Origin of the sequence: Streptomyces sp. SID14436, from assembly GCF_010548465.1 — a bacterium.
Classification (GTDB): Bacteria; Actinomycetota; Actinomycetes; order Streptomycetales; family Streptomycetaceae; genus Streptomyces.
The window spans coordinates 1-23,099 of record NZ_JAAGMD010000503.1 but is presented as its reverse complement, the minus strand read 5'-3'; the positions used below and the strand labels follow the sequence as shown (position 1 = coordinate 23,099).

The window sequence follows — 23,099 nt, the reverse complement described above, 5'->3', positions numbered from 1 at the left end:
GGCGTCCGGGAGTTGCACGGTGTACGTGTGCCGTACCTGCTGCTGGGTCGGGGGCTCGACGGTCGCGGAGACGATCTCGGCGCCTTCGACCGCCATGGCCTCGGTGAGGTCGGCGAGCAGGTGGGGCCGGACGAACGATTCGGCGACCAGGGTGACCCGGCACTCGGCGCCTTCGCCCCAGCGCACGCAGACCTCTTCCCGGCCCGCCGCCTTCATGCGGGCCACGGCCGCGCACCCGGCCCGGTGCACGGTGACCACGCCGCCGCGCACGGCGAACCCCGTGACCTCGTCCGGCGGGACCGGCGTACAGCAGCGGGCGAGCCGTACGGCCGCTCCGGGGCGGTCGGCCAGGACCTGGGCGTGGGAGGCGGCGGGGCGGTCCGGCACCGCCCGGGACGCGGGGGCCGCGGCGGGCCCGTCGGCCGCGGGCCGGGAGGGTACCGCCGGGGTCCCGGTCGTCTCGTCCTGGGCGGGGTGGGCGGTCAGCCACCGCTGGATGGCGATCCGCGCGGCGGGCGTGTGGGCGTGGTCGAGCCACTCCCGGGAGGGTTCGGAGGCGGGGTCCTGGCCCATGAGGAGCTGCACCGTGTCGCCGTCCTTCAGCACGGTGCTGAGCGTGGCCAGGCGCCCGTTGACCCGGGCGCCGATGCAGGCGTGCGCGTCCTCGCCGTACTGCGCGTACGCGGCGTCCACGCAGCTGGCGCCCTCGGGCAGGCCGAGCGTGCCGCCGTCGGGGCGGAAGACGGTGATCTCCCGGTCCTGGGACAGGTCCTCGCGCAGGGTGGACCAGAAGGTGTCGGGGTCGGGGGCGGCCCGCTGCCAGTCCAGCAGGCGGGACAACCAGCCGGGGCGGGTCGGGTCTGCGCGTTCGCCGTCCGGCGCGGACAGTTCCTCCGGGGGCGCCGCGTAGGGGTTGCCGAGGGCGACGACCCCGGCCTCGGCCACCTTGTGCATCTGGTGCGTGCGGATGAGGACTTCGACGACCTGGCCGTCCTCGCGCGCCACGGCGGTGTGCAGCGACTGGTAGAGGTTGAACTTGGGGACGGCGATGAAGTCCTTGAACTCCGAGACCACGGGGGTCATGCAGGTGTGCAGTTCGCCCAGGACGCCGTAGCAGTCGGCGTCCTCGCCGACCAGGACCAGCACACGGCCGAAGTCGGCGCCGCGCAGCTGCCCCCGTTTGCGGGACACCCGGTGCACGGAGAGGAAGTGGCGCGGCCGGATCAGCACTTCGCCGGTGATGTCGGCCTCGCGGAGCACCGTGCGGACGTCGTCGGCGACCTCGGCGAGCGGGTCGTCATCGCGGTCCGCGTTGCGGAGGATCAGCTCGCGTGTGTGCTCGTACTCCTCGGGGTGCAGGATCGCGAAGGCCAGGTCCTCGAGTTCCGTCTTCAGGGCCTGGACGCCGAGCCGTTCGGCGAGCGGGATGAGGACGTCCCGGGTCACCTTGGCGATCCGCTCCTGCTTCGCCGGGCGCATCACGCCGAGGGTGCGCATGTTGTGCAGCCGGTCGGCGAGTTTGATCGACATCACGCGCACGTCGTTGCCCGTGGCGACCAGCATCTTGCGGAAGGTCTCGGGCTCGGCCGCGGCGCCGTAGTCGACCTTCTCCAGTTTGGTGACGCCGTCGACGAGGTAGCTGACCTCCTCGCCGAACTCCTCGTGGACCTGATCGAGGGTCACCTCGGTGTCCTCGACGGTGTCGTGCAGCAGTGAGGCCGTCAACGTGGTGGTCTCGGCGCCGAGTTCGGCGAGGATGAGGGTCACGGCGAGCGGGTGGGTGATGTACGGCTCGCCGCTCTTGCGCATCTGGCCGCGGTGCGAGGACTCGGCCAGCAGGTAGGCGCGGCGCAGTGGTTCGAGGTCGGCGTCGGGGTGGTGCGCGCGGTGGGCCTCGACGACGTGGCCGATGGCGTCGGGCAGCCGGTCCCGGGCGGCGGGGCCGAGGAGGGCGGCGCGGCCGAGCCGGCGCAGATCGAGCCGGGGGCGGGCCTTCCTGCGTGGTCCCGCCGGTGTGTCGTGCCCCGCTGTCGCACGACCCGGCGTCGCGGGATTGACGGCCTCCGCATTCATGGGCACCTCCGGCTGCATGGACCGGCGGACGGGGCGCCCCAGGGCGGACTCGGGCTCGGGAGACGCTGTGCGTCCTCCCGTCCGGGCCGGTGCTTGATGCTACCGACCCCAGCATGCGCAACCGGCCGCCTCCGGCCGAGCGTGAAACGGATCACCCATTCGAGCGAAGCCGGGTGCAGGGACGATTTTGCGCCACCGCCGGGAACGGCGCCCGTCATCCCGAAGCCGGACGCGGCTCCCGGCACCGCGAACGGCACCGGCAGGCACACACGCCTCTGGGATATCAAGCCACCACCGTCCTCAACCGAGCGCCTTCTCCAGCCACTCGGGCTCGATCCAGCCCTCGGCGACGATCACCGCCGGTCCGGTCATCTCGATCTCGCCGTCGGGCCGCTCGGTGATCACCAGCCGCCCTCCGGACACGTCCACGGTGTAGGTCGCGGGGGTGCCGGTGACCGTCGGGTCGACGCCGTCACGGCGGGCGGCGGCCACGGCGACCGCGCAGGCGCCGGTGCCGCAGGAGCGGGTCTCGCCGGCCCCGCGCTCGTGGACCCGCAGCGCCACGTGACGGGGGCCGCGGTCGACCACGAACTCGACGTTCACGCCGTCCGGGTAGGCGGAGGCGGGGCCGACGGCGGGCGGGGCCAGCAGGTCGCCGGCGTGGGCCAGGTCGTCCACGAAGGCCACCGCGTGCGGGTTGCCCATGTTCACGTTCCGCGCGGGCCAGCTGCGGGCGCCGACGCTCACGGTGACCTCGCCGTCGGGGAGCAGGGCGCGGCCCATGCCGACGGTGATGTCGCCGTCCTTGGCGAGGTGCACGCTCTTCACGCCGCCGCGGGTGGCGATCGCGAGGTCCCCCTCGGTCACATACCCGGCGCGCTGGAGGTAGCGCGCGAAGACCCGCACGCCGTTGCCGCACATCTCGGCGACCGAGCCGTCGCCGTTGCGGTAGTCCATGAACCATTCGGCGTCGGCCGCCATGGCGCGCGCCTCAGGGTGCGCCGCGGACCGCACGACGTGCAGCAGCCCGTCGCCGCCGAGGCCCGCGCGGCGGTCGCACAGGGCGGCGACGGCGGCCGGGGGCAGATCAACGGTGTTCTCGGGGTCCGGGACGATCACGAAGTCGTTCTCGGTGCCGTGCCCCTTGAGGAAGGCGGTCCGCGTGCTCATTCCTCGATCGTACGGGGTGGCGCGCGGGCGTGTTCGCCCCCTCCGGACCCGGGGGGTCAGCGGAGCCGGGCGACCCGCCAAACGGCCAGGGCGACGACGCCGACGACCAGCACCGCGTACGCGGCCACGACCCGCCAGTCGGGTCTGCGGCCGGAGCCGCGGGACGGCAGGCCGGGCCAGGTGTAGCCCACCCGGCGGGCGGCCATCATGCCCCACCCCGCGGAACAGGAGCAGATCAGCAGGCCCAGCATGGCGATCACGGCGCCGCTGTCGCCGAAGTCGAAGGCGAGCGGGAAGGCGAACATCAGGGAGCCGACCGCGGCCAGACCGACGATGGGCGCGAGCTGCCACAGGCGCAGTCGGCGCTGCGGGCGCAGCTCGACCTCGACCTCGTCGCCGCCCTGGAACATCTCCTCCGGCTCCGGGCCGTCGTCGGTCACACCGCCCTGCGTCTCCTCCGGCCCGTCGGGGCTGAGACGGTCGGTCTCCTGCTCCCGGTCACCCCGCTCGGTGGTGAGGTGCTCGGTGCCGTGTGCGGTGTCGCGAGGGCCGGCCTCCATCGCCACGCGCCCTCCCAACTTGGACTCCACTTGGTCGATCGAAGCTCGATGATGGCACGCCGTCACAGGCCCGGATGACGGCCTGGGCGTCCCGATGCCATGACGTGATCAGGCTGTAACCGGTCGTTCGACCAACGACAGCGCAAGCTGCGGAAGTTCCCCCAGATCCTCCGCGGCCCCACTCAACCAGTGCACCCGCGGGTCGCGCCTGAACCATGAATCCTGACGGCGCGCGAAGCGTTTGGTGGCACGCACGGTCTCCGAACGCGCCTCGTCGAGGGTGCACTCGCCCGCGAGCGCCGTGAGCACCTGCTGGTAGCCGAGCGCGCGCGAGGCCGTACGCCCCTCGCGCAACCCCTGCGCCTCCAGTGCGCGCACTTCGTCGACCAGGCCGGCCTCCCACATCCGGTCGACCCGGCGGGCGATCCGCTCGTCCAGCTCGGGCCGGGCCACGTCGACGCCGATCTGGACGGTGTCGTAGACCGAGTCGTGGCCGGGGAGGTTGGCGGTGAACGGCCGGCCGGTGATCTCGATCACTTCCAGGGCGCGGACGATCCGGCGTCCGTTGCTCGGCAGGATGGCCCGGGCGGCCGCGGGGTCGGCGGCGGCGAGCCGGGCGTGCAGGGCGCCGGGGCCCCGCAGCGTGAGCTCCTCCTCCAGGCGGGTGCGCACGTCGGGGTCGGTCCCGGGGAACTCGAGGTTGTCGACGGCACCGCGGACGTAGAGGCCGGAGCCGCCCACCAGGACCGGCCAGCGGCCCTCGGCGAGCAGGGCGTCGATCCGCTCCCGCGCGAGCCGCTGGTACTCGGCGACGGAGGCGGTGACGGTCACGTCCCAGATGTCCAGGAGGTGGTGCGGCACCCCGCCGCGCTCCTCGGGCGTCAGTTTGGCTGTGCCGATGTCCATCCCTCGGTAGAGCTGCATCGAGTCGGCGTTGACGACCTCACCTCCGAGGCGTTGCGCCAGGAAAACACCCAGATCGGACTTTCCGGCCGCAGTGGGGCCGACGACGGCGATGACGCGGGGGGCGGGGGCTGCGCTGCTCACTGATCCAGTCTCCCAAACCTCTCACCCGGGCCTCGAACGAGTTACGTGACGGCAGGCGGACGGGGTCGTTCCCGTAGCAACGCGCGACGACGCGGGACGCCTCCCGCACGAGTACCGTATGGAGTTGACATGGGCGTTTTCGCACGGCTGCTTCGCAGATCCGGGGCCAGGACCGCGGAGACGGAGGAAGCCCCGCCCGCCGGGACCCCGGCGGACGGGACGCAGGCGGACGGACAGCAGACGGACGAGGCGGCAGCCGGACCGGCGACCGACGAGACGGCACCGGCCACGGCGACGGAGGAGTCCGCCGGGGAGCAGGAGCCGTCCGGCGGGGCGGCGGGCGGCTCCGCCTCCGGCGCCGACGGCGTCGGGATCCCGAAGCAGCAGTCCGCCGAGGCGGCCGGCAGCGACGCCGGTGAGGGCGCCCGCACATAGGACCGGCCGTGACGGAAGGTGAACCATGGGTCTCCTGGACAATCTGAAGGCCAAACTGGGCCCGGCGAAGGGGAAGGTCTCCGACCTCGCCCAGCAGCACGGGGACAAGATCCAGAGCGGCCTGGACAAGGCCGCGAAGACCGTCGACCAGAGGACCAAGGGCAAGTACAGCGACAGGATCCAGACGGGCACGGGCAAGGCCAAGGACGCCGTGGACCGGCTCGCGCACAAGGACGAGCCCGGTTCCGGCGCGGGCGGCGGCAGCACGCCGCCGGCGGGGCCCCCGCCCGCTTCCTGAGGGGTGATACGGCGGACGGCCGGGAGCACGACGGCTCCCGGCCGTCCGCCGTTCCCCGGCGTCCGCCGTTCCGCGACGTCCGCCGTTCCCCGGCGTCCGCCACCGCTGCTCACCGGTCCGAGCGGCTCACGGCCGGGACCAGGTGGCCACCAGATAGCCCACGCCGTAGGGGGCGTCCTCGTGCAGCAGCGCCCCCGTGAACGGGGTGTTCTCCGCCGCGCCCGCCAGTACCTGCCAGGGGGCCCGGCCCGACACCTTCAGCTCCCCCGCCAGGACGGGGTCCAGCGCACGCAGGGCCGCCGTGTCGGCCGCTTCCAGCGCCCGCGCCACCTCCGCGTCGAAGGGCGCGGCCCGCTCGTCGAGATATCCGGGTGCCTTGAGCGTGCGGCACGCGCTGGCGTCGCCCATCACCAGCAGCGCCACCCGCTCCGCCCGGGCGGCGAGGTCCCTTCCCTCTTGAATACACCGCTCGGCCGCGAGCGGTTCCGGCACGCCGAGTCCCTCGACCGGGGCATGCGTCCATCCGGCCCGGTCGAGCAGCCATGCGCCCACGGCCAGCGCGGGCGGCAGGTCCCGGCCCGCCTCGGTGTCCGGCGCGTCCCCGGTTCTGTCCGGGCTCGCGCCGAGCCGCACCCCGAGGTCCACCCCGAAGCCGTGGAAGGACCCCGCGGTGCCCTGCGGATAGAACGCGGGACCGGTACCGTCGGCGGGGCCGGCCACCACGAGCAGGTCGGGCCGGGCCGCGGCGAGTACGCCGAGTGCGACCGCGCAGGCGGCGCGTGCGGCGTCCAGTTCGGGGGCGGCGCCCGCGGCGACCTCGGGGACGAGCAGCGGCGGGCAGGGGCAGACGGCAGCGGCGACAAGCATGATCGGCAGCGTAGCCCGCGCCCCCGCGCCCCGGCCCACCGCACGCCCGCACCCCCCGCGATGGCCCGGGGCGGGAGTGATAACCGTGCCCCCGGGTCCCGCCGGACGCGCAGAGCCGCCGCCCCGTGGCCGGAGCGGCTCCCGCCGGACGCGCAGAGCCGCTACTGCCGTGGCCTCGGTGCCGGCCCTCGAGCGCCGTCCGTCAGTCGAGGCCGCAGCCGCCGGTAGCGGCCGGGAGCGGCTCGGGGACGCCGACCTTCGGCAGGCCGAGCATGACGCCCGCGGGCTGGGCGGCCTTCTCCGCGGTGCGCCTCTCCCAGGCGTCGCCCGCGCGGGTGCGCCGGACGTCCAGGACGGCGCCCTCCGCGAGGAGGTGGTGGGGGGCGGCGTAGGTGATCTCGACGGTCACCACATCACCGGGGCGCACCTCTTGGTCCGGCTTGGTGAAGTGCACCAGCCGGTTGTCGGGGGCGCGGCCCGACAGGCGGTGAGTGGTGTCGTCCTTCCGGCCCTCGCCCTCCGCGACCATCAGCTCCACGGTCCGGCCGATCTGCTTCTTGTTCTCCTCCCAGGAGACCTCCTCCTGGAGGGCCACCAGCCGCTCGTAGCGCTCCTGGACGACCTTCTTGGGGATCTGGCCGTCCATCTCGGCGGCCGGGGTGCCCGGCCGCTTGGAGTACTGGAAGGTGAACGCCTGGGCGAAGCGCGCCTCGCGCACCACGTGCAGGGTCTGCTCGAAGTCCTCCTCGGTCTCGCCGGGGAAGCCCACGATGATGTCGGTGCTGATCGCCGCGTGCGGGATCGCGGCCCGGACCTTGTCGATGATCCCGAGGAAGCGCTCCTGCCGATAGGAACGGCGCATCGCCTTGAGGATCGGGTCGGAGCCGGACTGCAGCGGCATGTGGAGCTGCGGCATCACGTTGGGCGTCTCCGCCATGGCGGCGATGACGTCGTCGGTGAAGTCCCGGGGGTGCGGGGAGGTGAAGCGGACGCGCTCCAGGCCGTCGATGCCTCCGCAGGCGCGCAGCAGCTTGCTGAACGCCTCACGGTCGCCGATGTCGGAGCCGTAGGCGTTGACGTTCTGGCCGAGCAGGGTGATCTCGGAGACGCCGTCGGCGACCAGGGCCTCGATCTCGGCGAGGATGTCGCCGGGACGGCGGTCCTTCTCCTTGCCGCGCAGCGCGGGGACGATGCAGAAGGTGCAGGTGTTGTTGCAGCCGACGGAGATCGACACCCAGGCGGCGTAGGCGCTCTCACGGCGGGTCGGGAGCGTGGAGGGGAACGCCTCCAGCGACTCGGCGATCTCGACCTGTGCCTCCTCCTGGACGCGGGCGCGTTCCAGCAGGACGGGCAGCTTGCCGATGTTGTGCGTGCCGAAGACGACGTCCACCCAGGGGGCCCGCTTCACGATCGTGTCGCGGTCCTTCTGTGCCAGGCAGCCGCCGACCGCGATCTGCATGCCGGGCCGGCTCGCCTTCTTGGGGGCGAGGTGGCCGAGGTTGCCGTAGAGCTTGTTGTCGGCGTTCTCGCGGACGGCGCACGTGTTGAAGACGACGACGTCCGCGTCACCCTCGGAGCCTCGCGGGGCGCGCACGTAGCCCGCGTCCTCGAGCAGCCCGGCCAATCGCTCGGAGTCGTGGACGTTCATCTGGCACCCGTAGGTGCGAATTTCATACGTTTTAGATGATCGAACGTCCACTGCCGGGCTCCGGTCGCTGCTGCTGGTCATTGCTCAAGGGTAGGCGCTTCGCGGAGCCCTCCGCCCCAGTCCTCCCCTCCGGCCCCCGCGGCGGGATCCCCGGCCCGGCGAGCGCCCCGCGCGCGGACCGTCGCGGCCCGCCCGGACCGGCGGGTGCCGCGACGGGGTGACGGTGATCAGACGTCCCAGACGCCGGTGGCCGCGGCCTCGTCGGCGTAGGCCGAGAAGTCCTTGGGCTCGCGTCCGAGCACCTCCCGGACGCCGTGCACGACACTGGCGTTCCGGCCGTCGGTGATCAGGGTGAAGAGGTCCGCGAACTCCTCCGGCTCGCCCGCCGCCCGCAGTGCGGCGCGGTAGTCGTCGGCTCCGACCGGGACGTAGATGATGGTCCGGCCGGTGGCGGCGGACAGGTCGCGGACCACGTCGTGGAAGCTCAGGAGGCGGGGTCCGGACAGTTCGTAGGTCCGGCCGGTGTGACGGTCGTCGGTGAGGGCCGCGACCACGACGTCGGCGATGTCGCCGGCGTCCACGAAGGGTTCGACGGCGTCCCCGGCGGGCAGCACCAGCTCGCCCGAGCGGACCGGTTCGAGGAAGAAGCTCTCGCTGAAGTTCTGGGCGAACCAGTTCGCCCGGACGACGGTCCAGTCGCAGCCGGACGCCTTGAGGGCGTCCTCGGCGGCGACGGCGCCCTCCTCGCCCCGGCCGGAGAGCAGCACCAGCCGGCGCACCCCCCGGGCCACCGCGAAGGCGGCGAACCGGCCGACGGCCTCCTTCGCCCCGGGGAACGCCAGGTCGGGGTAATAGGTCACGTACGCGGCGGAGACCCCGTCCAGCGCGGCCTGCCAGGTGCCCTCGTCCTCCCAGACGAAGGGAGTCGTGCTGCTGCGGGACCCCACGCGCGCGGGCCTCCCGAGCGCCCGGAGGCGGTCGACGACCCGTCGGCCGGTCTTGCCGGTGCCGCCGATGACGAGGAGGGGCGCGGGTGCGGATACGGAGCCGGGTCCGGATGCGGTGGTGACTGCGGTGGTGGGTGCGGTGTTCTGCGCTTGATGGCTCATGTTGTCGTTCATGTCGTCATTCATGTCGTCATTCAAATCAACGGTGGTGAGACGCTCCATGGCCCACAGGCTCACACCCATGCGCGACCGTCTCATCCGGCGGCAGGCGGCCGGGCGGCGGGCTGCGGACGGCGGGCTGCGGACGGCGGGCTGCGGACGGCGGTCAGCGCAGGGCGCGGCAGTACAGCGCGTCCGGGGTGCGCCACGACCCCAGGCGGCCGGTGTAGGCGACCCCGGCCAGGTACTCCCCGTCGGCGCACTGGCCCTTGTAGTGGCCGTGGGCGAAGTCGCCGCCCCCGGGAGCCGGGCCCCGGTTGTCACCGCGGTCGAACCACACCGTGCGGCCGTTCCCGCCGAGCCGTTCGGGGGCCGCTTCGAAACAGAGGGCGGAGGAGACGGCCGAGCCGCGCACGGCGTACCCCGTTATGAAGTACCCCTCGGGGCACTGCAGCTTGGTGTAGCCGCCGGCCCAGTCGCGGCCCGCTTCCACGTACCGCTCGTCGACGACGACGCGGTGTCCGCCGCCCTTGGCGGCGAGGTCCCCGGCGGTCACGTCCGAGCACAGGCCGCGGCGGCCGGTGTGGCCGAGGCCGATCAGCCGCTGTCCGTCCGGGCAGACGGCCTTGCGCGCGCCGGGGTCGAAGTCGGGCAGTGCCCGCATCCGGCGGGACTGGACGAAGTCGCCGTGGTCGGGGCTGAGCATGGACCAGTCGGCGGCGGGGGCCACGGGGCCGGTCCGTCCCGCTGCCCCGACGAGGCGGCTCCAGGCTGCGGCCCGCCAGTCGTCGCCGTCGTACACGCCCATGCGGTGGCCCGCCGCGTCCCAGTGCAGCAGGGCCCAGCCGTTGCCCCGGCGGTTGTCGTGCCAGCCGACGAGCGGCCAGTACGCGAAGTCGGCGTCGCTGCGGATCAGGTGGTCGACGAAGTTCTCGAACCAGGCGCGGGGTGCGGCGGCGGTCTCCTCGCGGCCCCCGACGCCGAACTCGCTGATCCACACGGGGGCGGTGTAGTGGCGGCCGGAGTCGGCCGCCGCGAACAGGGCCTGCCGGTCGACGACGTCGACGAGTTCGGCCGGGGTCAGGTCCTGGTAGCGGGGGTCGCTGGTCTCGCCCAGGCCGGTGGCGCCGGTGTGGCGGGGGCCGGTGTAGCCGTAGAAGTGGGCGGAGTAGACCAGTTTCCCGGAGTCGACGAGGGTGTGGGAGAGGTGGCGGGCAGGTTCCAGGGTGGGGCGCCCGTGCGGGAGGCCGTCGACGGGGAGGCCGGTCCAGTTGATGCCCTCGACGACGATCAGCAGGTCCGGGTCGGCCTCGGTGAGGATGCGGTCGGCGACCCGCTGCGAGGCGGCGAACCAGTCGTGCCGGTCGCCGAGCCCCCAGTTCGGGTCGTCCCAGACGGACCGGCGCACCTCGTTGTACAGGTCGGCTCCCACCACGCGGTCGTTGTCCCGGTAGCGGCGGGTCATGAACAGCCAGTCGTCCTCCCACTCGGCGGTGGTGCGGCTCGCGTTCCAGCGTTCGTTGCCGTCCACCCCGCAGCACCAGCGGGTGGTGTTGGTGTGGTTGTTGAGGATCACCGCGAGGCCGGCGGCGGTCAGTTCACGCACCACCGTGTCGTACACCACCAGCGGGGTCCTGCCGCGCAGGGACGGGTTGGCGGCGACGGCGTCGTCGGTGACGGGCGTGGTGTCGTGGATCATCTCGTTGGAGAACGGCAGCCGGATGCTGTTGATCCCGATCTCCCGGAAGCCCGCGATGATCTCGGCCATGGGGGCGCGGTCCAGGCCGAGCGGGACGCGGCCCGCGTTCTCGCCCGCGTGGTGGTTGGCGTCGTCGTCCCAGCTGCCCGAGCCGTTCCAGGTGCCGCTGGCGCCGTGCCAGTTCCCCGAGCGGAGGCGGAAGCGGTTGCCGTCGGCGTCGACGATCCAGCGGCCCCGGGTGCTGAGCGGCGGGGTCCAGCCGGCCTCGGCGTCTGTGACGGCGCGGGGCGCGGCGGGGGCCGTGGCGGGCGCGTCCCGGTCCTGCGCCGAGGCGGCGGTGGCCGTGGACAGGGGCGCGACGACGAGGGCCGCGGCCAGTGTGGCCCTGACGAGAAGTCCGCGCACGATGACCGCCCTCGATGCCGATGCCGATGCCAGTGCCCATGCCGATGACCGACGGCCGGTCACCGATGCCGGTGCCGATGACCGATGCCATCGTTGTCATGGATCCGTCATCATGGGGGACGGGTGGCCGGAGGTCCAGGCGTGCGCGTGACAAACCGGCTTGTGGGCGAGCCGCTGTCCGGAATCAGGCGCTGTCGGGATTCCAGCCCTGCCGCCGCAGCACCGCCGCCACGTCCGGCGCCCGGTAGTGGTCGCCCTTGAGGACCTTCCCGTCGGCGCGGCGGGTGACCCGGCCGTCGGGGCCCAGCTTCGTCATGTTCGAGCGGTGCACCTCGGCGATCACCGCGTCGAGGTCGATGCCGTGGACCAGCGCCGTCCCGTAGGCGACGTAGACCACGTCGGCCAGTTCGTGCGCCAGCCGGTCGAGCGGGCCGGTCACCGACACCTCGGCGACCTCCGCGGCCTCCTCCGCCAGCAGTTCGCCCCGCTGGGCGGCGAGCTCGGGCGGGACCCGGGACGGCACGTCGCGCGCGTCCAGACCGAAGGCCCGGTGGAAGGCGCGGACGAGGTCGGCGGGCGAAGCACTCATGCCGCGACTGTAGTGGCCCCCTCGGACAGCCCCCGCTGACAGCCCCCCGCGCCGGCCCGGCCCGCGTTCCGCGCCCGCCCTGTGAGCCTCGCCCTGGTCAGCGGGGCACACGGGCTGGCAGGATCGCGCGCATGTTCCACGCGCTGTCCCGGGTCGGCAGGCGCCGGGCCCTGCGGGGCGCGGTCGCCGCCCTTGTCGCGCTCGGGCTGCTGCTGTGGTGGCACAAGCCCTGGGCCGAGGAGCCGCCCGGCGGCACGGTGACGATGAGCACGGGCACCCGCGCGGGTGTCTACCAGAAGTACGGCGAGCTCCTGCGCTCCTCGCTCGGCAGACACATGCCCGACCTCGACATACGGCTGCAGACCAGCGACGGCTCGCAGGAGAACCTCCGGCGCGTGGCGACCGGGCAGGCCGACTACGCCATCGCCGCCGCCGACGCCGTGGAGACGTACCGGCTGCGGGGCGGGCCGGGCGCCGACCGGCTGCGCGGGGTCGCGCGCCTCTACGACGACTACGTCCAGCTGGTGGTCGCCCCCGGCTCGGACATCCGCTCCGTCACCGATCTGCGGGGCAAGCGGGTCGCCATAGGGCCGCCCAAGTCCGGGGTCCGGCTCATCGCCAACCGTGTCCTGGAGGCGGCCGGCATCGACCCGGAGACGGACATCCGGCCCTCCTCCGAGGGCATCGACATCGGCCCGGAGCGGCTCGGCCACGGCCTGGACGCGTTCTTCTGGTCCGGCGGCCTGCCCACGGACGGGCTGAAGGGACTCGCCGAGGACTCGGCGCTGCGCTTCGTGCCGATCGAGGCGAGCCTGGTCGGCGAGCTGCACCGGCTGGGCGGCGCCGCCCGCCACTACCGGGCCACCAACATGCCCGAGTCGGCCTACCCCGGCAGCCAGCACGGCGCCACCGTCCCGACGATGGCCGTCACCAACCTGCTGATCACCCGGTCGGACGTGGATGCCCGGATCACCGAGTGGCTGACCCGCGTCGTGCTCAAGAGCAGGGACGGGATCGGCGCGCACGTGCACTCGGCGCAGCTGGTCGACGTGCGCACCGCCATCTACACCGACCCGCTCCAGCTGCACGAGGGCGCGCGCCGCTACTACCGGTCCGTCAAGCCCTGAGGCAGGTTCTCCCCCGCCGCGAACCCGTGCCTCGGCACCGTGACCGTGACCCGCAGCCCGTGCGGTTCGTGGTGGTCGTACGCGATCGAGCCGCCGCCCGCCGACAGCAGGGCCCGCGTGATGGACAGGCCGAGCCCGGACCCGTTGACGTTCTGGTGCCGGCCGCTGCGCCAGAAACGGTCGCCCACGCGGGTCAGCTCCTCGTCGGTCAGCCCCGGCCCGTTGTCGGTGACCACGACGCTGGAGGTGTCCCGGTCGGAGCCGACCGTCACCTCGACGGTCTCGCCCTCGGGCGTGAACTTCACGGCGTTGTCGATCACCGCGTCCAGGGCGCTGGACAGCCCGACCGGGTCCGCCCACGCGGTGGTGGGCGGACAGCTGCCGACCAGGCGCACCCCCTTCGCCTCCGCGGTGGGCGCCCAGGCCGCCACCCGCTCGGCGGCGAGCGCGCCGATGTCCGTGACCTGGAGGTGCGGCTCGCTGTGCTCGGCCAGCGCCAGGCCGAGCAGGTCGTCCAGGACCCGTGCCAGCCGCTTGCCCTCGGCCTGGACGGAGGCGATCTCCTCATTGCCCTCGGGCAGCTCCAGGGCGAGCAGCTCGATGCGCAGCAGCAGCGCCGAGAGGGGGTTGCGGAGCTGGTGGGAGGCGTCCGCGACGAAGGCGCGCTGCTGCTCCAGCACGCTCTCGACGTTGTCCGCCATCTCGTTGAACGAGCGGGCCAGCCGTCTCAGCTCCGGCGGCCCGCCCGCCACCGCGACGCGGGACTTCAGCCGTCCGGTGGCGATGTCGTGGGTGGTGGCGTCCAGGATCCGGACCGGCCGCAGCACCCAGCCGGTCAGCCGCAGGGCGGCGCCGACGGCCAGCAGCATCGCGGCCGCCTCGCCCGCCGCGATCACCAGCCAGCCCTGCAGGATGCGGGAGCGCATCTGGCCGGTCGGCGAGTCGGTGACGACCACCGCGACCACGTCACCGTCGCGGATCACCGGCGAGGCGACGACCAGATTGCGCCGCTGCCAGGGCCACACCTGCTCGGGGTCGTGGCTGCGACGGCTGAGCAGCGCCTCCTGGAACGCGTCACGGACCTCGCCCGAGCGCGGCAGGAACCAGTCGGCCGGCGCGTGCGCCATGGGCGAGTCGTTCCGGTAGAAGACGCCGGCCCTGATCCCGTAGACGTCGTGGTAGCTGCTCAGCTCCCTGCCGAGGGTCTCCCGCCGCTCGTTGACATCCCCCGCGACCGGGTCGGCGGGCTCGGTGACGAACTGGGCCAGCGCCGCGAAACGCGCCGTGTCGTCGATCCGGTCGACGACCACCTTCTGCTGCTGCGCGCCGGCCAGGCTCACCGCGAGGGGCACGCCCAGCGCGAGCAGGACGGCCGCCATCAGCACGATGAGCAGCGGAAGCAGACGCGTGTGCACCCGGCCCCGCTACGCCGCGGGCGCGACGAGCCGGTACCCGACGCCGCGCACGGTCTCGATGAGGGCCGGCATCCGCAGCTTCGCCCGCAGCGAGGCCACGTGCACCTCCAGGGTGCGCCCGGTCCCCTCCCAGCTGGTGCGCCACACCTCACTGATGATCTGCTCGCGCCGGAAGACGACCCCCGGGCGCTGGGCGAGCAGGGCCAGCAGGTCGAACTCCTTGCGGGTCAGCTGGACGACCGATCCGTTGACGCTGACCTGGCGGGTCGGCAGCTCGATGTGGACGGGCCCCAGCCGCAGCTCTGTCTCGCTCGCGGCGGCCACGTCCTCCGGGGCGGAACGCCGGCTGACGGCGTGGATCCGGGCCAGCAGCTCGCCCGTGTCGTAGGGCTTGACGACGTAGTCGTCGGCGCCGAGATTGAGGCCGTGGATGCGCGAGCGCACGTCGGAACGGGCGGTGACCATGATCACCGGGGTGCTGGTGCGCTTGCGGATCTTGCCGCAGACCTCGTAGCCGTCCTGGTCGGGCAGGCCCAGGTCGAGCAGGACGACGCCGAAGCCATCGCCCTCCGGTACGAGCGCCTGGAGGGCCTCCTCGCCGCTGCGCGCGTGAGTGACGTCGAAACCGTGCCGCGCCAGCACCGCCGACAGGGCGGCGGCGACATGGTTGTCGTCCTCGACGAGCAGCAGTCTCATCCGGGCCCCTCTCGGTTCATCGGCCGTACGATCGATGCGTGTAGAAAAACGCGTGCACGCGCGCGTGCACCTTGCAGTCACGCCGATGGATGAGGACGGCGTCAAGAGGGTTCCGGTTGCGCTTCGGTACCGTTACCCGCACGAAATCACCCCTGCTCACAAGTGCCACGACAGGTGTCCGATTGCTATCGGATCGTGATGCTCAGATTCCCCTCAGATGTAATGACGCAGGTCTGAACGATTACTACTGTCCTCCGAAACCGAGGAGGACGGAGCCTGAGAGCGATGACCGAAGTATCGGTGGCCAAGGAAGATGTGGCCGCGACCGGCGACCTGGTCGTCCTGAAGAGCGTCAACAAGCACTTCGGCGCGTTGCACGTACTCCAGGACATCGACCTGACGGTTGCCCGAGGTGAAGTCGTCGTGGTCATCGGGCCCTCCGGGTCCGGGAAGTCCACCCTGTGCCGCACCATCAACCGCCTGGAGACGATCGACACCGGCTCGATCGTGATCGACGGCAAGCCGCTGCCCGCCGAGGGCAAGGAGCTCGCCCGGCTGCGGGCCGACGTGGGCATGGTCTTCCAGTCCTTCAACCTCTTCGCGCACAAGACCGTGCTCGAGAACGTGACGCTGGGCCAGGTCAAGGTCCGCAAGGCGGACAAGAAGAAGGCCGAGGAGCGGGCCCGTGCCCTGCTCGACCGGGTCGGCGTCGGCGCGCAGGCGGAGAAGTACCCCGCGCAGCTCTCCGGTGGCCAGCAGCAGCGCGTCGCTATCGCGCGCGCCCTGGCCATGGAGCCCAAGGTCATGCTCTTCGACGAGCCGACCTCGGCCCTCGACCCGGAGATGATCAACGAGGTGCTGGAAGTCATGCAGCAGCTCGCCCGGGACGGTATGACCATGATCGTCGTGACCCACGAGATGGGATTCGCCCGTTCGGCCGCCAACCGCGTGGTGTTCATGGCCGACGGCCGCATCGTCGAACAGGCTTCGCCGGACCAGTTCTTCAGCAACCCGCGCAGCGACCGTGCCAAGGACTTCCTGTCGAAGATCCTGCATCACTGACGGCGCAGCCAGCGCCCCGACGACTTGCGTCACCGGACACACCTACCGGGCCGCACCACTTCACAGCCAAAGGATGTGCACCATGAAGCTCCGCAAGGTCACTGCCGCCTCGGCCGCCGTACTCGCCCTTGCCCTCACCGCCACCGCGTGCGGCGGCGACGACAGCAACGACAGCGGTTCGTCGTCCTCCGGGGGCGGCGGCAAGATCAAGATCGGCATCAAGTACGACCAGCCCGGCCTGGGCCTGAAGGAGCCGGACGGTTCCTTCTCCGGCTTCGACGTGGACGTCGCCACCTACGTCGCCAAGGAGCTCGGCTACGAGCCCGACCAGATCGAGTGGGTCGAGACCAAGAGCGCCGACCGTGAGAACGCCCTCTCGCGCGGGGACGTGAAGCTGATCGCGGCGACGTACTCGATCACCGACGAGCGCAAGGAGAAGGTCGACTTCGCGGGTCCGTACCTGCTGGCCCACCAGGACCTCCTGGTCAAGTCCGACTCGGACATCTCCGAGGCCACGGACCTGAACGACAAGAAGCTCTGCTCGGTGACCGGCTCCACCTCGGCGCAGAACGTCAAGAAGGACTTCGCCCCGAAGGCCCAGCTGAGCAACCGCGGTGGTTACTCCGAGTGCCTGTCCGCCCTGCAGAACGGGCAGGTGGACGCGCTGACCACCGACGACTCGATCCTCGCCGGCTACGCCGCCCAGGAGCAGTACAAGGGCAAGTTCAAGCTGGCCGGCCTGAAGCTCAGCAACGAGAACTACGGCGTCGGGGTCAAGAAGGGCGACACCGAGACCGTGGACAAGGTCAACAAGGCGCTGGAGAAGATGGTCTCCGACGGTGCGTGGAAGGAAGCCGTCGAGAAGAACTTCGGCCCCGCGAACTACAAGTACGAGGAAGCCCCGAAGATCGGCCAGATCGTCCAGTAACGCGGGACTCCGCCGACGCAGGCTCCCCGCGCCCTCCGCGGGGAGCCGCGAACGTGCCGCCGTCCCCCACCGGGCCGGCGGCGGCACGTCACGTCCGCCACGTACGTCACACACCCGGAAGCGCGGGAGATCGTGTTCGACTTTCTTTCAAACTATGACGACCCGTCCCTACTGGGCGCCTTCTGGGTCACGGTGCAGCTCACCGTCTTCTCGGCCATCGGATCGCTGATCTGGGGCACCCTGCTCGCGGCCATGCGCGTCAGCCCGGTCCCGCTCATGCGTGGCTTCGCCACCACGTACGTGAACGTCGTCCGGAACATCCCGCTGACGGTCATCATCGTCTTCACCTCGCTCGGCCTCGCCGACATCTTCGGCGTGGCGATGGGCGCGCCGGACGACTTCGAGCTCAAGTACTTCCGACTGGCCGTGCTCGGCCTCGTCGCCTACACCGCCGCCTTCGTGTGCGAGGCGATCCGCTCGGGCATCAACACCGTGCCCGTCGGCCAGGCGGAGGCCGCCCGGGCCCTCGGACTGAACTTCAGCCAGGTGCTCCGGCTCGTCGTGCTGCCGCAGGCGTTCCGCTCGGTCATCGGCCCGCTGGCCAACGTGCTGATCGCCCTGACCAAGAACACGACCGTGGCGGCCACGATCGGTGTCGCTGAGGCCGCGCTCCTGATGAAGGAAATGATCGAGAACGAGGCACAGACACTCCTCATCGGCGGGGTCTTCGCCTTCGGCTTCGTGGTGCTGACCCTGCCCACCGGTCTGTTCCTCAACTGGCTCAGCAAGCGCCTGGCGGTGAAGCGATGACCTCCGTTCTCTACGACGCTCCCGGCCCCAGGGCCAAGCGGCGCAATGTGATCCTCTCCGTGGTCTTCTTCGTCCTCCTGGCGCTGCTGCTCTGGTGGATCTGGCGGGTCATGGACGACAAGGGCCAGCTCGAATGGTCCCTGTGGAAGCCGTTCACCGAGGCCAACGCCTGGACGACGTATCTGCTGCCCGGTCTCGCCGACACCCTGAAGGCCGCGGCTCTGTCCATGATCATCGCCCTGCCCCTGGGCGCCGTTCTGGGCATCGCGAGGATGTCGGACCACCGGTGGGTCCGCGCGCCGGCCGCTGTCATCGTGGAGTTCTTCCGGGCCATCCCGGTGCTCCTCCTGATGCTCTTCGCGAACGAGTTCTTCGCGCGGTCCACGGACGTCAGCAGTGCCGACCGCCCCCTGTACGCGGTCGTCACCGGCCTGGTGCTCTACAACGCCTCGGTCCTCGCCGAGATCGTCCGGGCGGGCATCCTCTCGCTGCCCAAGGGCCAGGCCGAGGCGGGCTACGCGATCGGCCTGCGCAAGAGCCAGACGATGAAGAGCATCCTGCTGCCGCAGGCGGTCACCGCGATGCTGCCGGCCATCGTCAGCCAGCTCGTCGTCATCGTGAAGGACACCGCGCTCGGTGGCGTCATGCTCGGCTTCACCGAGCTGCTCAACTCGCGCGGCACCCTCGCGGCGAACTACGCCAACGTCATCCCCAGCTTCATCGTCGTGGCGATCATCTTCATCGTGCTCAACTTCATCCTCACCTCCTTCGCCTCCTGGCTCGAGGTCAGGCTGCGCAGCAGCAAGCGCGGCACGGGTGCGGTGCTCGGGGCCGACGACGTCGTCGACCTGAACGCGGGTGAGGTCGGGGCGCCCGATGCCGGCGGCGACAAGACCGTGTGACGCCTCGTCACCGCAGGACAGGACTGTGGCCCGCCGGCCGACCGGCGGGCCACAGCCGTATGAGGAGGGACGCGTGTCATCAGCGGTCGCGTCGTGTGACACGCTCCGCCGAGGTTCATGATCGCCACTCGCTTCGGTCACTTGACGCAAGCACCGGCAATGGGTTGCATACGTTGTGTGATCGTGCACCCTGCTCCATTTTCCTGTTCACCCCTGTCCCCCGGGACGTCACTTCGAGCAGGGGACGCAGCGCCGTGGACCCGGTGATCATCGTCGGAGCGGGGCCCGTCGGGCTCACGCTCGCCCTGGCGCTGGCGCGCCAGGAGGTGCCCTGCGTGGTCCTGGACGAGGGACCGGGCAAGGACGATCCGCGTCCGGCGCGCACCGTCGTGCTGCGCGAGGACACCGCGGCTCTGATGGAGAGACTGACCGGGCTGCCCCTGGACCAGTACGGCGCGCGTTGGGCCGGATGGCGGTCGATGCGGCGCAAGCAGGTGATGCGTGAGGTCTTCTTCGACGACACCGGCGACCCCGCCCCGCTGCACATCGCCCAGCATGTGCTGACCGATGCCCTGCGCGCCGCCCTGGCCGGCGAGCGGCTGGCCGAAGTGGCCGTGGACAGCCGCCTGGACTCCCTGGAGCAGGAACCTTCAGGCATCACCGCCCACACCCGCGGCCCGGCGGGCACCTGGTGGCGCGGCAGCTACCTGGTGGGCTGCGACGGCCCCCGCTCGACCGTGCGCAAGCTGCAGGACATCCGTTTCCCGGGCCGGACGGCGGTGGAGCGGCACGCCGTGGCGGCCCTGCGGGCCGACCTGCCCTGGGAGGACGTCGCCCTGCTGCACCGGCTGCCGCCCTGGCGCACCAGCGGGCCCTCGGCCGGGGAGATCACCGCACGCCCCCTGCCGGACGGGGTGTGGCGGCTGGACTGGCTCCTCCCGCCCGGCAAGGACCTCGTCACGCCCGAGCTGCTGCTGGCCCGGGTCCGGGAGACCCTGGCCGGCTGGACCGACGGCACGACCCCGCCCTACGAGCTGCTGGACACCGGCGTCCACACCGTCCACCACCGGCTCGCCCGACGCTGGCGGGCGGACCGCGTGTTCCTCGCCGGGGACGCGGCCCACCTCCTGGGCGCGCTGGGGACCCACGGGGTGGACGAGGGGCTGCGGGACGCCGACAACCTCGCCTGGAAACTGGCGCTGGCCTGGCACCACGGCCCGCACGAAGCACTGCTGAACAGCTACCAGACCGAGCGCCGAGCCCTGGTCGCGGCCCGGCTGCGGGCCGCCGACCAGGTGCTGCCGCTGCTGCGCGGCGGCGGGGGGCTGCGGACCCGGCTGCCCGGGACGGGCCGGGGCCACGACTCCCTGCTGATGGACGGCCACCTCGGGGAGGGGCCGGTCGGCACGCCGGGCGTGTACGACCCCTCACCGCTGACGCCGCGTGACCTGGAGGGGGCCGTGCCCGTCGACACGCCTCCCGGCGCGCCGGTCACGGACGTCGTCGTGACCGCGGAGGACGGCACCTTCGTGCCCCTGCGGGAACGGCTCGGGCGCGGTGCCCTCCTCGTCGTGCTGATCGCCCCCGGTACGGGGGTGTGGGCGCGCCGGCACTGGGTGTCCGCCGGCATCATGCCCCGGCTCGCGGCGGCGGTGGAGGCGTTGCCGCACCCGGCCGAACTGCTGGTCGCCGAGGAGTATCCGGGAGCGGCCGCGCACACCGTGCTGCTGGTGCGTCCCGACGGACACCTCGTCACGGCCCTGAACGGGGTGCGACCGGCGGACCTGTACGCGGCGGCCGAGACGGTGCTCGGGGGACCGGCGAGCACGGACACGGAGAAGGAGTCGGAGGCGCAGGCGGAGGCGGAAGCCGAGACGGTGTCGTCCTGAGCGTGTGCCGGGGGGGGAAGCGCCCCCCATGCGCGCCATGCGCCATGAGGCGCATGGCCCCGTGACAAGTACGGCCCGCCGCCGCCCGTCCGGCCGGTGAATCGGCGTCAGGGCCTGGTGCTGCTCACCGATCCGGGTGTCACATGCCGGGCGTGAGTTGAAGCCCCGGGTCGCCCCGTGGTGTACTCCGGACCGTGACCGACACCTGCGTGCACCTGTGGCGGAGGGTCCACATGGACCTCGTCCGCTACGCGGGCTGCGTGTGTCGCACGTCCTGTTGATTCGCGTTCCTACCTTTCCTCCCGCGCGCCGCCGGCTGCCCCCGTGGCTGCTGTTGCCGCCGCGTGTCTCCGCGAACGTTCCTCAGGACGGTGCACGTGTCTGTCTTCCCCACTGACTCCTCCCCCGCCTCGCCCTCGTCGGCCGACGACCCGGCGCCCACGCAGGCGGAACTCCTGGACTTCGTACGGCGCGTCGCCGCCGACACCGAGCTGATCGCCGCCCTGCCGCTCGCCCCCGAGGGCCGCACCTGGGTGCGGCTCGACGGGCCGGGTGGCAGCGAGGCATGGCTGATCGGCTGGCCGCCGGGCACCGGTACCGGCTGGCACGACCACGCCGACTCGGTCGGCGCCTTCATGACCGCCTCGGGCGAGCTGACGGAGAACTCGCTGGCCGCCCGGCTGCCCACCGACGGCTGGCGGACGCTGGAACTGACCGACGGCGTGGACCGGGAACGCCTGTTGCCGGCCGGGCGGGGCCGCGCCTTCGGACAGCACCACGTGCACGAGGTGCTCAACGAGTCCCCGGACCGGCACGCGGTGTCCGTGCACGCCTACCACCCGCCCCTGCCGCGGATCCGCCGCTACAGCCGCAGCGGCCGGATCCTGCGTCTGGAGCAGGTGGAACGCCCGGAGGACTGGCAGTGAGCGACCCGAACACGGAGACCACCGGGACCCCGGACACCGGGCCGGACCGCGCCCGGGGAATCGACGACCTGCTGGAACAGGTGCGCGCCGGCTACACGCGCGTCGGACCGCAGGCGGCCCACGAGGCGGCACGCGCGGGCGAGGCCCTGCTCGTCGACATCCGCTACGCCGCGCTCCGGGAACGGGACGGGCTGATCCCGGGTGCCGTGGTCGTCGAGCGCAACGAGTTGGAGTGGCGGCTGGATCCGACGGGCAGTCACCGCCTGCCCGAGGCAACCGGGCACGACCTGCGCGTGGTGGTGGTCTGCAACGAGGGGTACGCCTCCAGTCTGGCGGCGGAGTCCCTGCACCGGCTGGGGCTGTGCCGGGCCACCGATCTGGTCGGCGGCTTCCAGGCGTGGCGTGCCGCGGGCCTGCCGGTGGAGCCTCCGCGGGGCTGACGGTGGTGCCGCCGCGAGGGCTACGTGCGCGGGGACAGCACAGGGCGCCCCCGGCTCGGAGGGTGTCTCACCGGCGTCCCGGCCGCTTCAGTCGGTGGCGTCGCCCAGGAAGTCGGTGTCCTCGCCCTCCTCCTCGAGTGCCTGTCTGACCACGCGCAGGGCGAGGCCCTCGGGGTAGCCCTTGCGGGCGAGCATGCCGGCGAGGCGGCGGAGCCGCTTGTCGCGGTCCAGGCCGCGGGTGGCGCGCAGCTTGCGGGCGACCAGCTCGCGGGCGGTGGTCTCCTCCTGCTCGGAATCGAGCTGGGAGACGGCGGCGTCGATGAGCGTCGGATCGACGCCCTTGGTGCGCAGCTCCCGGGCGAGCGCGCGGCGTGCCAGTCCCCGGCCGTGGTGCCGGGACTCCACCCAGGCGTCGGCGAAGGCACCGTCGTTGATCAGTCCGACCTCCTCGAACCGGGACAGCACCTCCTCGGCGGCCTCGTCGGGGATGTCCCGCTTGCGGAGGGCGTCGGCGAGTTGCTTCCGGGTACGCGGGGTCCCGGTGAGCAGGCGCAGACAGATGGCCCGCGCCCGCTCGACCGGGTCCCCCGGAGGCTCCTCCCGCTCGGCCCTCGACGAAGAAGAGGTGCCCCCGTCCATGGCGTCCGCTTCGCCGGAGCTCCGGCGCCTGCGACCGCGTCCACCACGCGACCCGCCGTCACGCGGGCCGTCCCCCCGTGGACCACGCGCACGGAACGGTGCGCCCGCATCGGCATCACCGTGCGCCGCGCGTCTCTCCGTGCCGCCCGTCGCGTGCCCGTACGCCTGTCGGTCGTGAGCCTGGTCCCCGAAGATCCCGTTTCCGTCGGGGTCGGGGCCGTCGCCGCCTCTTCGGTCCCTCGCCGGGACGTCGGAGGCGGCGATGTCGTACTCGGCCCAGTCGGTCCGCCGGGTCACGGTCAGCTCTTGGCCGTGGCGGCCTTGGACTTGGCCGCCTTGGCCGCGGGGGCGGGCACGGCGGCCGGTGC

Annotated in this window: 22 protein-coding genes; 10 read left to right on the top strand and 12 right to left on the bottom strand. The window is 72.4% G+C overall.

Going from position 1 to position 23,099, the window contains the following annotated elements:
• The 4 genes from G3I53_RS17220 to miaA form a co-directional block, all read right to left on the bottom strand.
• On the bottom strand, nt 1-2,073 hold a 2,073-nt coding region (locus tag G3I53_RS17220), incomplete at its 3' end, for an HD domain-containing protein (RefSeq protein ID WP_164438522.1).
• A gap of 300 nt (nt 2,074-2,373) precedes the next feature.
• Nucleotides 2,374-3,243, bottom strand: coding sequence for a diaminopimelate epimerase (gene dapF / locus G3I53_RS17215; RefSeq protein ID WP_164438521.1), 870 nt, complete (start codon nt 3,241-3,243; stop codon nt 2,374-2,376).
• 56 nt (nt 3,244-3,299) lie between these two features.
• Complete coding sequence (locus G3I53_RS17210) at nt 3,300-3,803, bottom strand: hypothetical protein (protein WP_164333823.1); 504 nt, start codon at nt 3,801-3,803, stop codon at nt 3,300-3,302.
• 108 nt (nt 3,804-3,911) lie between these two features.
• Nucleotides 3,912-4,850 (bottom strand): tRNA (adenosine(37)-N6)-dimethylallyltransferase MiaA, encoded by a 939-nt coding sequence (gene miaA / locus G3I53_RS17205; protein WP_164333819.1) that lies wholly within the window; start codon nt 4,848-4,850, stop codon nt 3,912-3,914.
• Between the two features lie 129 nt (nt 4,851-4,979).
• On the opposite strand from miaA, the gene G3I53_RS17200 reads away from it, so the two are divergent.
• Nucleotides 4,980-5,285 (top strand): hypothetical protein, encoded by a 306-nt coding sequence (locus tag G3I53_RS17200; protein ID WP_164333820.1) that lies wholly within the window; start codon nt 4,980-4,982, stop codon nt 5,283-5,285.
• A 25-nt stretch (nt 5,286-5,310) separates the two neighbouring features.
• A complete protein-coding gene (locus G3I53_RS17195; RefSeq protein WP_164333821.1) occupies nt 5,311-5,583 on the top strand; it encodes an antitoxin in 273 nt (90 codons plus the stop codon).
• 126 nt (nt 5,584-5,709) lie between these two features.
• Here the strand turns inward: G3I53_RS17195 and G3I53_RS17190 are convergent, their stop codons facing one another.
• The 5 genes from G3I53_RS17190 to G3I53_RS17170 form a co-directional block, all read right to left on the bottom strand.
• Nucleotides 5,710-6,450, bottom strand: a complete 741-nt coding sequence (locus tag G3I53_RS17190) for a class III extradiol dioxygenase subunit B-like domain-containing protein (protein ID WP_164438520.1) — start codon at nt 6,448-6,450, stop codon at nt 5,710-5,712.
• Nucleotides 6,451-6,652: 202 nt separating this feature from the next.
• Nucleotides 6,653-8,179 (bottom strand): tRNA (N6-isopentenyl adenosine(37)-C2)-methylthiotransferase MiaB, encoded by a 1,527-nt coding sequence (gene miaB, locus G3I53_RS17185; protein WP_164338342.1) that lies wholly within the window; start codon nt 8,177-8,179, stop codon nt 6,653-6,655.
• Between the two features lie 146 nt (nt 8,180-8,325).
• Nucleotides 8,326-9,231, bottom strand: a complete 906-nt coding sequence (locus G3I53_RS17180; protein ID WP_239063957.1) for an NAD(P)H-binding protein — start codon at nt 9,229-9,231, stop codon at nt 8,326-8,328.
• Between the two features lie 139 nt (nt 9,232-9,370).
• Nucleotides 9,371-11,308 carry a cellulase family glycosylhydrolase gene (locus G3I53_RS17175; protein ID WP_164338343.1) on the bottom strand — a complete coding sequence of 646 codons (1,938 nt, stop codon included), beginning with the start codon at nt 11,306-11,308 and terminating at the stop codon, nt 9,371-9,373.
• Nucleotides 11,309-11,492: 184 nt separating this feature from the next.
• Nucleotides 11,493-11,897, bottom strand: a complete 405-nt coding sequence (locus G3I53_RS17170) for a MazG nucleotide pyrophosphohydrolase domain-containing protein (RefSeq protein WP_164338344.1) — start codon at nt 11,895-11,897, stop codon at nt 11,493-11,495.
• Between the two features lie 131 nt (nt 11,898-12,028).
• On the opposite strand from G3I53_RS17170, the gene G3I53_RS17165 reads away from it, so the two are divergent.
• On the top strand, nt 12,029-13,024 hold the full coding sequence (locus G3I53_RS17165; protein ID WP_164338345.1) for a TAXI family TRAP transporter solute-binding subunit: 996 nt from the start codon (nt 12,029-12,031) through the stop codon (nt 13,022-13,024).
• Here G3I53_RS17165 and G3I53_RS17160 read toward each other — a convergent pair.
• A complete protein-coding gene (locus G3I53_RS17160; RefSeq protein WP_164338346.1) occupies nt 13,003-14,439 on the bottom strand; it encodes a HAMP domain-containing sensor histidine kinase in 1,437 nt (478 codons plus the stop codon). The two genes, G3I53_RS17165 and G3I53_RS17160, sit on opposite strands and share 22 nt — an antisense overlap.
• A gap of 9 nt (nt 14,440-14,448) precedes the next feature.
• Entirely contained in the window at nt 14,449-15,135 is a 687-nt protein-coding gene (locus tag G3I53_RS17155) for a response regulator transcription factor (protein WP_164338347.1), read from the bottom strand.
• A 285-nt stretch (nt 15,136-15,420) separates the two neighbouring features.
• Here G3I53_RS17155 and G3I53_RS17150 point away from each other — a divergent pair, with 285 nt between their 5' ends.
• The 7 genes from G3I53_RS17150 to G3I53_RS17120 all read left to right on the top strand — a co-directional run bounded on the left by G3I53_RS17150 (nt 15,421) and on the right by G3I53_RS17120 (nt 22,092).
• Nucleotides 15,421-16,197: an amino acid ABC transporter ATP-binding protein gene (locus tag G3I53_RS17150; protein WP_164338348.1), complete on the top strand. Its 777-nt coding sequence runs from the start codon at nt 15,421-15,423 to the stop codon at nt 16,195-16,197.
• An 82-nt stretch (nt 16,198-16,279) separates the two neighbouring features.
• A complete protein-coding gene (locus G3I53_RS17145; RefSeq protein WP_164338349.1) occupies nt 16,280-17,125 on the top strand; it encodes a glutamate ABC transporter substrate-binding protein in 846 nt (281 codons plus the stop codon).
• 132 nt (nt 17,126-17,257) lie between these two features.
• The gene (locus G3I53_RS17140; protein ID WP_164338350.1) at nt 17,258-17,935 is read left to right on the top strand and encodes an amino acid ABC transporter permease; all 678 of its coding nucleotides are present in this window, start codon (nt 17,258-17,260) and stop codon (nt 17,933-17,935) included.
• Nucleotides 17,932-18,837 (top strand): amino acid ABC transporter permease, encoded by a 906-nt coding sequence (locus G3I53_RS17135; protein ID WP_164338351.1) that lies wholly within the window; start codon nt 17,932-17,934, stop codon nt 18,835-18,837. The genes G3I53_RS17140 and G3I53_RS17135 overlap by 4 nt, the downstream gene beginning before the upstream one ends.
• A 254-nt stretch (nt 18,838-19,091) precedes the next feature.
• On the top strand, nt 19,092-20,726 hold the full coding sequence (locus G3I53_RS17130) for an FAD-dependent monooxygenase (RefSeq protein WP_164338352.1): 1,635 nt from the start codon (nt 19,092-19,094) through the stop codon (nt 20,724-20,726).
• 377 nt (nt 20,727-21,103) lie between these two features.
• Nucleotides 21,104-21,652 (top strand): cysteine dioxygenase, encoded by a 549-nt coding sequence (locus tag G3I53_RS17125; RefSeq protein WP_164338353.1) that lies wholly within the window; start codon nt 21,104-21,106, stop codon nt 21,650-21,652.
• The gene (locus G3I53_RS17120) at nt 21,649-22,092 is read left to right on the top strand and encodes a rhodanese-like domain-containing protein (RefSeq protein ID WP_164338354.1); all 444 of its coding nucleotides are present in this window, start codon (nt 21,649-21,651) and stop codon (nt 22,090-22,092) included. Before G3I53_RS17125 ends, G3I53_RS17120 begins: the two co-directional genes overlap by 4 nt.
• Before the next feature lie 87 nt (nt 22,093-22,179).
• Here the strand turns inward: G3I53_RS17120 and recX are convergent, their stop codons facing one another.
• Complete coding sequence (recX, locus tag G3I53_RS17115) at nt 22,180-23,028, bottom strand: recombination regulator RecX (protein ID WP_164338355.1); 849 nt, start codon at nt 23,026-23,028, stop codon at nt 22,180-22,182.
• Nucleotides 23,029-23,099: the final 71 nt, after the last annotated feature.

Excerpts from the sequence above, each read along its gene's own strand:
- G3I53_RS17155 (WP_164338347.1), bottom strand. The coding sequence starts at position 15,135 with ATGAGACTGCTGCTCGTCGAGGACGACAACCATGTCGCCGCCGCCCTG.
- dapF (WP_164438521.1), bottom strand. The coding sequence starts at position 3,243 with ATGAGCACGCGGACCGCCTTCCTCAAGGGGCACGGCACCGAGAACGAC.
- G3I53_RS17135 (WP_164338351.1), top strand. The coding sequence starts at position 17,932 with ATGACCTCCGTTCTCTACGACGCTCCCGGCCCCAGGGCCAAGCGGCGC.
- G3I53_RS17170 (WP_164338344.1), bottom strand. The coding sequence starts at position 11,897 with ATGAGTGCTTCGCCCGCCGACCTCGTCCGCGCCTTCCACCGGGCCTTC.
- G3I53_RS17210 (WP_164333823.1), bottom strand. The coding sequence starts at position 3,803 with ATGGAGGCCGGCCCTCGCGACACCGCACACGGCACCGAGCACCTCACC.
- G3I53_RS17165 (WP_164338345.1), top strand. The coding sequence starts at position 12,029 with ATGTTCCACGCGCTGTCCCGGGTCGGCAGGCGCCGGGCCCTGCGGGGC.
- G3I53_RS17145 (WP_164338349.1), top strand. The coding sequence starts at position 16,280 with ATGAAGCTCCGCAAGGTCACTGCCGCCTCGGCCGCCGTACTCGCCCTT.
- miaB (WP_164338342.1), bottom strand. The coding sequence starts at position 8,179 with ATGACCAGCAGCAGCGACCGGAGCCCGGCAGTGGACGTTCGATCATCT.
- G3I53_RS17190 (WP_164438520.1), bottom strand. The coding sequence starts at position 6,450 with ATGCTTGTCGCCGCTGCCGTCTGCCCCTGCCCGCCGCTGCTCGTCCCC.
- G3I53_RS17150 (WP_164338348.1), top strand. The coding sequence starts at position 15,421 with ATGACCGAAGTATCGGTGGCCAAGGAAGATGTGGCCGCGACCGGCGAC.
- G3I53_RS17195 (WP_164333821.1), top strand. The coding sequence starts at position 5,311 with ATGGGTCTCCTGGACAATCTGAAGGCCAAACTGGGCCCGGCGAAGGGG.
- G3I53_RS17180 (WP_239063957.1), bottom strand. The coding sequence starts at position 9,231 with ATGAATGACGACATGAACGACAACATGAGCCATCAAGCGCAGAACACC.
- G3I53_RS17200 (WP_164333820.1), top strand. The coding sequence starts at position 4,980 with ATGGGCGTTTTCGCACGGCTGCTTCGCAGATCCGGGGCCAGGACCGCG.